The organism is Antarcticirhabdus aurantiaca, from assembly GCF_009765365.1.
GTDB classification, from domain to species: Bacteria; Pseudomonadota; Alphaproteobacteria; order Rhizobiales; family Rhizobiaceae; genus Antarcticirhabdus; species Antarcticirhabdus aurantiaca.
Genome location: NZ_VTOM01000045.1, coordinates 1 through 8732 on the forward strand (window position 1 = coordinate 1; position 8732 = coordinate 8732).

Annotated in this window: 12 protein-coding genes; 4 read left to right on the top strand and 8 right to left on the bottom strand. The window is 62.3% G+C overall.

The features are described 5' to 3' along the window. Positions 1 to 307: 307 nt before the first annotated feature. The 3 genes from FZN60_RS28255 to FZN60_RS28265 are packed head-to-tail and all read left to right on the top strand — an operon-like array spanning position 308 to position 2675. Positions 308 to 613: a hypothetical protein gene (locus tag FZN60_RS28255; RefSeq protein WP_017502934.1), complete on the top strand. Its 306-nt coding sequence runs from the start codon at positions 308 to 310 to the stop codon at positions 611 to 613. Beyond that, positions 610 to 2274 (top strand): type IV secretory system conjugative DNA transfer family protein, encoded by a 1665-nt coding sequence (locus FZN60_RS28260; RefSeq protein ID WP_026109553.1) that lies wholly within the window; start codon positions 610 to 612, stop codon positions 2272 to 2274. Before FZN60_RS28255 ends, FZN60_RS28260 begins: the two co-directional genes overlap by 4 nt. An 11-nt stretch (positions 2275 to 2285) precedes the next feature. Next, positions 2286 to 2675 (top strand): hypothetical protein, encoded by a 390-nt coding sequence (locus tag FZN60_RS28265; protein WP_038293042.1) that lies wholly within the window; start codon positions 2286 to 2288, stop codon positions 2673 to 2675. A gap of 80 nt (positions 2676 to 2755) precedes the next feature. On the opposite strand, the gene FZN60_RS28270 is transcribed toward FZN60_RS28265, so the two are convergent. The 8 genes from FZN60_RS28270 to FZN60_RS28305 all read right to left on the bottom strand — a co-directional run bounded on the left by FZN60_RS28270 (position 2756) and on the right by FZN60_RS28305 (position 7043). Next, positions 2756 to 2992 (bottom strand): hypothetical protein, encoded by a 237-nt coding sequence (locus FZN60_RS28270; RefSeq protein ID WP_017502931.1) that lies wholly within the window; start codon positions 2990 to 2992, stop codon positions 2756 to 2758. A gap of 123 nt (positions 2993 to 3115) precedes the next feature. Continuing rightward, a complete protein-coding gene (locus FZN60_RS28275; RefSeq protein ID WP_017502930.1) occupies positions 3116 to 3433 on the bottom strand; it encodes a helix-turn-helix domain-containing protein in 318 nt (105 codons plus the stop codon). Beyond that, complete coding sequence (locus tag FZN60_RS28280) at positions 3426 to 3800, bottom strand: type II toxin-antitoxin system RelE/ParE family toxin (protein WP_017502929.1); 375 nt, start codon at positions 3798 to 3800, stop codon at positions 3426 to 3428. Before FZN60_RS28280 ends, FZN60_RS28275 begins: the two co-directional genes overlap by 8 nt. A 78-nt stretch (positions 3801 to 3878) precedes the next feature. Next, a complete protein-coding gene (locus FZN60_RS28285; protein ID WP_017502928.1) occupies positions 3879 to 4205 on the bottom strand; it encodes a ribbon-helix-helix domain-containing protein in 327 nt (108 codons plus the stop codon). A 21-nt stretch (positions 4206 to 4226) separates the two neighbouring features. Continuing rightward, positions 4227 to 4850: a nucleotide-binding protein gene (locus tag FZN60_RS28290; RefSeq protein ID WP_017502927.1), complete on the bottom strand. Its 624-nt coding sequence runs from the start codon at positions 4848 to 4850 to the stop codon at positions 4227 to 4229. A gap of 244 nt (positions 4851 to 5094) precedes the next feature. Then, positions 5095 to 5973 (bottom strand): helix-turn-helix domain-containing protein, encoded by an 879-nt coding sequence (locus FZN60_RS28295; protein ID WP_017502926.1) that lies wholly within the window; start codon positions 5971 to 5973, stop codon positions 5095 to 5097. A gap of 195 nt (positions 5974 to 6168) precedes the next feature. After that, a complete protein-coding gene (locus tag FZN60_RS28300; protein WP_017502925.1) occupies positions 6169 to 6378 on the bottom strand; it encodes a ribbon-helix-helix protein, CopG family in 210 nt (69 codons plus the stop codon). A 98-nt stretch (positions 6379 to 6476) separates the two neighbouring features. Beyond that, positions 6477 to 7043, bottom strand: a complete 567-nt coding sequence (locus FZN60_RS28305; RefSeq protein ID WP_046986025.1) for a recombinase family protein — start codon at positions 7041 to 7043, stop codon at positions 6477 to 6479. Between the two features lie 170 nt (positions 7044 to 7213). On the opposite strand from FZN60_RS28305, the gene FZN60_RS28310 reads away from it, so the two are divergent. Next, positions 7214 to 8542 carry an enoyl ACP reductase FabMG family protein gene (locus FZN60_RS28310; RefSeq protein WP_026109555.1) on the top strand — a complete coding sequence of 443 codons (1329 nt, stop codon included), beginning with the start codon at positions 7214 to 7216 and terminating at the stop codon, positions 8540 to 8542. The last annotated feature ends 190 nt before the right edge of the window (positions 8543 to 8732 follow it).

An 8732-nucleotide genomic window follows, 5' to 3' on the forward strand; every position in this document is an offset into this window, starting at 1 on the left:
GAAACCGGCTTCATGCTGAAATGGTAGATCGCCAAGCCGTGCTCCCCGATACCGTTTCCACTTCTCCCGCCAGCCTCCAAGCTGGCGGCGCGCTGAGTTGCGTAGCAACTCGTAAGTGCGCCCTTCTCAACTCAATTGCTTCGCTCTTTCGCTGTTCGGTGTGGCGCTGCGGCTAGGTCGATGCAATGAAACTGAGGCCCGGATTGTGCTGCAAAACCGCCGAAAACTCAAGCGCAACAGGCAAACACTGGAAAAGACGGCCGGGAATGATAGTCTAGGCGAACAACCGGAAAAGGAGATTTGAGGAATGGCGCGCAAATCCATTGAAGAACGTCTAGCCCAACTGGATGCGCAGCGCGCCGCCCTCAAGGCACGGCTCGGCAAGCAGGAACGCGCCAACGACACGCGCCGCAAGGTGCTGCTCGGCGCGCTCGTCCTGCATCGCCTCGAACACGGCAAGGATGAAGAATTTGCCCGGCGCTTGGGCGAATGGCTCAAGCGTGAGCTGCCCGACTTCCTGACGCGCCCCGGTGACAAGGAACTGTTTGCCGATCTGATCGGCAACGCGCCGGCCGGGGAAACGACAGGTAGCGCCGGGGGGACGGCCGCATGAGTCAGGCGAGACTTGCTTGGGGTGCGTTCAAGAACATGATGCGGCAGGCCGCGCGTGATCCGCTATGGGCGTTCGTCGCTCTGCTCGCCGCACCTTTCCGCATCTGGAAACCGCTTCTCGGGCTTCTGTTCCTCCTTGTTATCGTCCTGTTCGTCCTCGGCTTCGGCGGCCGCTTCGCTCTCGAACAAATCGGCTTTCGCGTCGGCTCGGTTCCGGTTCTCCTGCTCGATCTCGTCACGCTGCTGGTGCTGCTGGCGCTCGCCTTCCGCTTCCTCACCAATCCGCTGATTATCCATTTCGGGGATATGGACGGCGAAACCCACGGCTCAGCCCGCTTCGCCACCGACAAGGAAACCGCCGCCCTCGCCCGCGCCGATTCCGGCCTGCTGATCGGCCGCGACGGCAAGACCGGGAAGCTCCTGCGCTATGACGGCCCGGCCCATCTGCTGACGATGGCACCGACACGCACCGGCAAGGGGGTGGGAACCATCATCCCCAACCTGCTCACCGCCGACCGCTCCGTGATCTGCATCGACCCCAAGGGCGAAAATGCCAAGATCGCCGGCCGCGCCCGCCAGCAGTTCGGCCCGGTCCATGTCCTCGACCCCTTCGGCGTCACCGGCCAGCCCTCGGCCGCCTTCAATCCGCTGGAAGGGCTCGACCCGGCCGGCCTCGATGTCGCGGAAGATGCAAGCACCTTGGCCGACGCCCTCGTGTTCGATGAACCGGGCATGGCGGGCGAGGCGCATTGGAACGAGGAAGCCAAGGCGCTCATTGCCGGCCTGATCCTCCATATTGCCGCCAGCGAGCCGCGCGACAGGCGAAACCTCGCCACCCTGCGCGAATATCTCACCCTCGCCCCTGAAACCTTCGCCGCGCTCCTGAAGGACATGCAGGCGTCAATGGCCGCCTCCGGCCTGATCGCCCGCGCCGCAAACCGCCACCTCGGCAAATCCGACCGCGAGGCGGCCGGCGTCCTCTCGGCCGCGCAGCGCCATACCCATTTCCTCGACAGCCCGCGCATGGTCGCGGTCCTCGGCCGATCCGATTTCGGCTTTGCTGATCTCAAGCGCCGCAACGTCTCTGTGTTCCTCGTCCTGCCGCCCGATCGCCTCGCCACCTATTCGCGATGGCTGCGCCTGCTCGTCGCGCAAAGCCTCACCGACATGGCCCGCGATCCCGCCAAGCCGGCCGTGCCGGTCCTCTATCTGCTCGATGAGTTCGCCGCCCTCGGCCATCTGGCCCCCGTCGAGCGCGCTATGGGCCTCATGGCCGGCTACGGCGTCCAGCTCTGGCCCATCCTGCAGGACGTTCACCAGCTCCGCGCCACCTACGGGCAGCGCGCCGGCACCTTCCTGTCAAACGCCGGCGTCCTACAGGTGTTCGGCGTCAACGATCACGATAGCGCCCGCCTTGTCTCCGATCTGCTCGGGCAGGAAACCGTGGTGTTCCAGACCATGAGCCGGGCGCTCGATTCCGACAAATCCGGCATTTCCTACGGCGAGCAGCACACGGCCCGCCCGCTGCTGACCCCCGATGAGGTCCGCAACCTGCCGCAGCATGTCGAATTGCTGTTCCTCGCCGGGCAACGCCCGATCGTCGCCGGCAAGCTCGCCTATTACGCCGATGCAGAGTTCCGGGGGCTGTTCGACCAAGCATGAAGGATGAAGCCATGACCGACACCGATGCGCCCGAATGGCCCGATCCCGCCGACAAGGCCCATGCCGTCGAGCAAGCCAAGTGGCTCCGCAACCAGGTCGCAGAGGGTGGATTGCGATTTGAAGCCTATTTGCCGCCGTCGCTGGCCCTGTGGCTGCTCGATCTGATCGAACAGGACACGTTCCTTGATCCGTCCGAAGCCGTGTTCGTGATCTTGGGCGAGCATAAGGAGCTGGAACCCCATGCCGATCTGCGCCGGGAACTGCTCAAGCGCAGCATCGAGGCGGCGGCCGATGATCCCCGACCGGGGATTTCGGGCGAGGAAATGAAAGCGGAGCTGCGCGACATGCTCAAAGCCCCCCTGCCCGAGCCGGCCAGATGGGAAAAGCGGTCCCGGCGCTGACGCACCGGGGCTTTGTCACTGGCGGCCCTCCGGCTCACTACAGCGCGACATGGGGGCGCGTTCGCCTCCGGGCCGGGCGGCTACGCCGCGTCCCGTTCGTCCAGATAACGCGAATGGAGCCGGGTCAGCTCGATCCCGTCAACGGCCTGCGCTCGCCGTAAGGCAACGACCAGCTCCCCGACTTCATCAACAACACCATCGTCGCCGGAAAGCCGGGTGGCATCATCGGCCCAATCGTCCAGCGCCGTGCGCTGAACGGCAACCCCATGTCGGGCCGCCAGCTCCCGGATGATCGTTTCGGCCGTCTTGGTCGTCATGGCTTGGCCTCCGCAGGCACGGCGCTAGCCCCCGGCTGGCCCGCTCTCATCATCTAGGGCCGTAGGGACAGCCGGGGGCGGGTTGCAGGCGAATACATTGCCTAATTGCCTCTTTGCCAGCAATCAAGCAATCGCTTGAACACCCTTTTTCTGGATGACTGTCAGAAGCCGCAGCGCCGGGCCTCCCGGCTTCTTCACACCCCGCTCCCAATCCGAAACGAGGCCCTTGCTCACGTTGAGATACCGGGCAAAGACTGGTTGCGACAGGTGTTCGCGCTCCCGGATTGCGCGGATTTCCTCGGGGGGCATCGGCTCAACTGCTGTCAGGCAGGCGTCATCAAACTCGCGCATCGTCTGCTTGTCGATCGCGCCAGACTGATAAAAGCCCTCCATCATTTCATGGACGGCCGCCATTGCCTCACTCTTGTATGCCTTAGCCATCGCAATTCACCTCTAACATTCGGCCCGCCGCTACTTCCGCGTCCATCTGTGCATCGGAGAACCCAAGCACCAACTTAGCCGCCCTCTTGAACGCGGCTTCCTCGTCGTCCTCTAGGTTCGCCAAGTCGCTTTTCGCGAACCCAAATGCGAAAACCGCCCGCGTTTCCGCCCGGAAGAAAATCAGCGTCCTATAGCCGCCTGATCTTCCAGCGCCCGGCCGTGCAACACGCTGCTTGATGAGGCCGGCTCCAAGATCGGCGTCGATCAATCCACGCTCGGCGCGCTCGATCGCCTCACATAGCATCGCATCGGAGATTTTCTCCTTACGGGCGAACCTGTGAAACCTGTTGCTCTTGAAGACTCTCACCGTTGCCCCGTCATATATAACACATAGCGCCACACTTCAAGGCTATCGTCACTTACGCGCCCGCCGCCTTGCCAGCAATCAGGCATTATGCTTTTGCAGCAAGTCGGCAAGCGCCTCTCGCATAAGGTCTTCAATTGAACGGTCGGTGTCGGCTGATAGCCTCTTGACCCGGCGATGGTCCTCCGGCTCGACAACGACCGTCAATCGCTTCATCCCTGCCCGCGTGGCGGCGTGGTAACGCTTGCCCTCGCCCGGAGCCGTCGCCATGCCGGCGACGGATTCCACGATAGCGGCAGGGGATGCCTGCGCGCCCACGGCTTTCATGCTCTCGGCTAAACTCGGTCTTTTGGACATGGCCTCATCTCGTAAAATTGCCAGTTTGCCAGCAATAGCATTTAACTGCATTGCCAGCAATATGCTTTGCAGTCAAATCGGCAACTGACTTCTGAGCCAAGCCAGCAACTCGGAAACTTCGTCGCTGGCTTTGCCGCCCGGCTCATACTCTGGCGCGGTTTTGCCCGCCGTGAGCGCATGTCCGAAGGCCGCCCGCTGCTGGAAGGCAACGGGGGCAACCTCCAAATCGTGAACCTGAACGGCGGCGCGCGCATCGGCCAAGAGCTGCGTGGCGCGCGGCGGCACGGCGTTCAAAACGACAAAAGCCGGTTTTTGGGCGAGCTTCACCAGCTCGGCCGTGCTTCCGATCGCGCGAAGATCAAGGATGCCGGCGCGGCAGGGGATCAACACCAAGTCGGCCGCTCGTGTCGCGGCCATTGCCGCCGCTTCCGAGTGCGGCGCGGTGTCGATCACGACTAGCTCGGCCCCGCCATCGGTCGCAGCCTGCAAGCCTTGCGGCAAGCGGGTGTGAGGAAGTGCAACGACAACCGGGGCCTCGCCTTGTCGGCTATCGCCCCAGCCGGCGGCGCTTGCTTGGGGATCGAGGTCGATAATCGCGGCCGAAAGCCCGGCCGCCTCGGCGGCCGTGGCGATATGCAGGGCGAGGGTGGTTTTTCCAGCCCCGCCCTTTTGGCTGACAATAGCGATTGTTTTCATTTTGCTGGCATAGCAGCAATGAGAATTGACGGCAAGAAGCTTTGCTTAAATACCTTATTGCCAGCAATACAGCAAAGATTGAGCGCCGACCTTGCCCCTCGCTCCCTCTCGAAAGCCCATAGGATGCTGGCCGCAGGCGCGAACGGTGCGGATTAGGTGGTGAGGGTGCCGTTTCCCGATCCGCCCTATAAGCGGATCGGAACCGCCGCAGGGCTGCGAAAGCAGCCCGAACAGCGGCGACCGCTTATGTTTGCCCTCTTAGATAAAGATCAGATGGGGATTCAGTCTGGTTATCGGACTCACGTTTCTGGATAGCTTTCCCAAGGGCCGCCAGCGCCCGGCCTAGCGCGGTATCGCCGGCCTCGGACAGCGCCAGCTCATCGAGGGGCAGGGCCTTCTTGTAGGCGTCCACCTCGGCCGCGCGGGCTTCCTGTGCGGCGCTGTGGTCGTCGGGCAGGGGCGGGGCCTTGCTGAACCGTCCAAGGAACTGCCGGGCCTTCTCCGGCAGGGACAGGCGGTAGGCGTTGCTCGTCTGCTGGACCTGTGGGCCGCGCCCCTCGTTGCCGGTCGGCTCGTAGCGCCGCAGCCAGTCGATGAAACCATGCGCCCGCAGGTTCTTCAGCGCCCGCACGATCGTATCGCGCGACCGGCCTAGCCGATCCATGATCGTGGTGATTGACGGCTCTAGCCGGCCGGTGCGGAAGTCGATGAGATTGACGAACAGCCGCAGCACGTCCAGCGCCACCGATCCTAGCGGGCCGCTGCGCTCGCCCTTCTCGCGCAAGCCGGCCTCGTTGTAGATTTCGGCCGCCTTCAAGATCGCCTGCACGTCCTTGCGCGTCGTCGGCCGCCATATCCGGCCCTCCGATCGCCCCCGGATATGGCTATGCCGGCGAACTGGTGTCGGGCAGCGCGGGGCAGGGGGCGGGAAGACCAGCCCTAGCGCGGTCTGTCCCGATCCCCGCAGGGCGGCCCGGCGCTCATGGGCGAGCGTCGTAAGCTCGCCGGCCTCGTCGTCGGTGAGCTGGCCCGCGCCGTATCGGCTCCAAACCTCCCGCATGATTTCATCAAGCGCGTTCCCGCGCGCGCAGCCGATCGCGGCCGCGTATTGCGTCCCTAACATATGCCCTCGTCCTTCCATTTGAAGGACATGACGACTGTGGACGGCAGGCACGGCGCTCCCGTTTCCGCAAGAATCAATCTTGCGAATTGGAGTGCTCTAGCGTAGATAAGGGGAGACTTTGATGGCCCCGGCTCTACGGTGTGTCTGACGGCCTACAAAAACGCTCGACCGCGCCAACGGTCGGGCGTTTTGCCGTTATGTCCCTTGCTTCGCTTCGATATAGAACCTCAACGCTTCTTCGATGATCGGCGCGCGTGCTGACGCGCCCCGTTGCTCCTTGATCCTGTCGATTGCCTCGACAAGCTCACCCGGAACATAGGTATTCAACGCCACGCGGCCGGCCGCGATCTGCCGCGCCCTGTGGGCGGCAACGCCTCTGCGAATCTCTTCCGCGCGTTCCTTCATGTTTACAACTAAGAGCAAGCCGCCCGATTCTGCAATCCCTTGCGGGAAGAACCGGGAAAGGCACTACTTCTAGGGCAGGGCAACTAAACGCAGTAACGTCAATGCGTATTCACGTCATTGCGTTCTAAAGCCCGATAGAGGGTAGCGCGATGCACACCTAACAGCCGGGCAACCTCGGCCGGCTTCTTGTCCTCGCTGATGAGCTGGCGGGCGTGTGCGATCTGCTCGGCCGAAAGGGTAGGGGGGCGGCCGAAGCGAACACCCTTCGCCTTCGCAGCGGCCCGGCCGGCGCTCGTGCGCTCGTGGATCAAGCTGCGCTCGAACTCGGCAACGCCGGCGAAGAAGGTCAGCACCATGCGCCCCGCCGGCGTCGTCGTGTCGGCCCACGGCTCGGCCAGCGATCGCAAGCCGGCCTCGGCGTGGCCGATCCGCTCGGCTATGTCGAGAAGATCGCGCGTCGATCGGGCGAGGCGATCGAGCCGCGTCACCGTCACCACGTTGCCGGGCTGCAAATGGTCCAGCATCTTCGCCAGCTCGGGGCGGCCGCGATGCGCGCCGGATGCCTTTTCCTCAAAGATGCGCTTGCAGCCTGCCGCTTTCAGCTCCGCGCGCTGCTGGTCAAGGGTCTGGCCGTCGGTCGAGACGCGCGCATATCCGATCATCATGGGGCAGGGGGCTTTCGCTGCTATGCTCACCGCCCGAATCTAGCGGGTGCATCTCGTCGCGAAAATCCCTATTCTGCGACTGTCGCGGGTTTCGGGACTTCTGCGACAATGGGCCATCTCGGATGCTTGACGTTTCGCTCCGAAAGCATCCCCAAATTGCAAAGGCTGATATGACGAATCTCACACCGCAAAAAACCATGAACCCCAATACTCTCTTCCGTAAGGGAGATTTCTTCGTGCTTTTTGGCGAGCTGTTTGGCCGTGGCTATGCAGCCGGTCTGCTTGACGAGGCCAAGGCTGCGGGCATGACCATCCTGGGAGTCACAGTCGGCCGTCGCGAGGAGAATAACGCATTGCGCGCCTTGGCTGATGACGAACTGGCTGCGGCTGAAGCCAATCTCGGCGGCAAGATTATCAACACTCCGCTGATGGCAGGCTTTGATCTCGATGCTCCCGAAGGCGGTCCTACCCCAACTGATCTTCTCGGGAAGATGACTCTCGACACCTGGCAGACCGATACCCTCGATTGGGACTATATTGCGCGCTGCCACGAGGTTGGATTGACACGGTTCAAGACCGCGCTCGACGCAGTTATGGCGGAACTCGATGACCTGATCCCCGACGGCAGGAACGTCTTCTTCGCACACACAATGGCAGGTGGTATCCCGAAGGCCAAGGTCGTTCTCGCTATCGTAAACCGCATCTACAAGGGTCGTGGCGCGCGACATATGTCGTCGCAGTCGCTGATCGAAAGCGATCTCGGGAAGCTCGTTTTGCAAAACTTTGACGAGGTTTCGGCTAATACCTTTGGCTACCTGCTTGAGGCCAGCTCTGCCATCCGTACCCGGATCTGGGCGGCCGGCGGACAGGTTCGTTACACCGCCTATGGCTATCACGGCACCGAAGTTCTGATTGGCGGCAGCTATCGCTGGCAGACTTATACCAACTACACTCAAGGCTATGCGAAGATGCGTCTTGAAGGTGTTGCCGAAGCTGCGTGGCGCAAAGGCATAAAAGCCACAGTGTTCAATTGCCCCGAAATCCGCACCAATTCCTCCGATGTATTCGCCGGGCTCGAACTGTCGCTCCTACCGTTGCTGGGCGCGCTGAAGAAAGAAGGCGGTGGAGGCTGGGTCGAGGTGCTTTGGCAAGGATGCCAAGACCTGCTGAAAGACGGCGTGACGCTCGAAGCCCTGCTACAGATGGTTTTGGACTATCAGAACAACGAGGCGATGCAGCCCTATTATGACTTCGACCTTTGGCCGCTGCCGAATAGCGCCACTCAGGCGGAGCAGACCATCGGCACATCACAAGAGATCGTGCAACTGCACAAAGATAAAAGAATTCTCGTGAGCGACGTCTTGAGCCATCATGTGGTCAAGGCGGTCGGCCAGTTGATCTTTGGCGAGGCCAGCGAACCCTCCGGACCTGTCCTGTGGCTGAACCACGATCTGGTTGCACGTCGACTCATCGCAGCAAGCGGGGGGAGTGCGGACTGACACCTTGCACAGTCGGAGGCATATGCTCTAGCCGCCGAAAAGCGAGGCTGTCTGTCGCGCAAATCCTAAGTTTTGCGACAAAATCGCCGGCGCTGATTTTGCAGGGAAAAATCTGTCGCAAAAGTCAGGTGCGAAAGTCGATGTTTCGCGACAGACTTTCGCGACACGTCGCAGCCCGGATTCCGGGCCG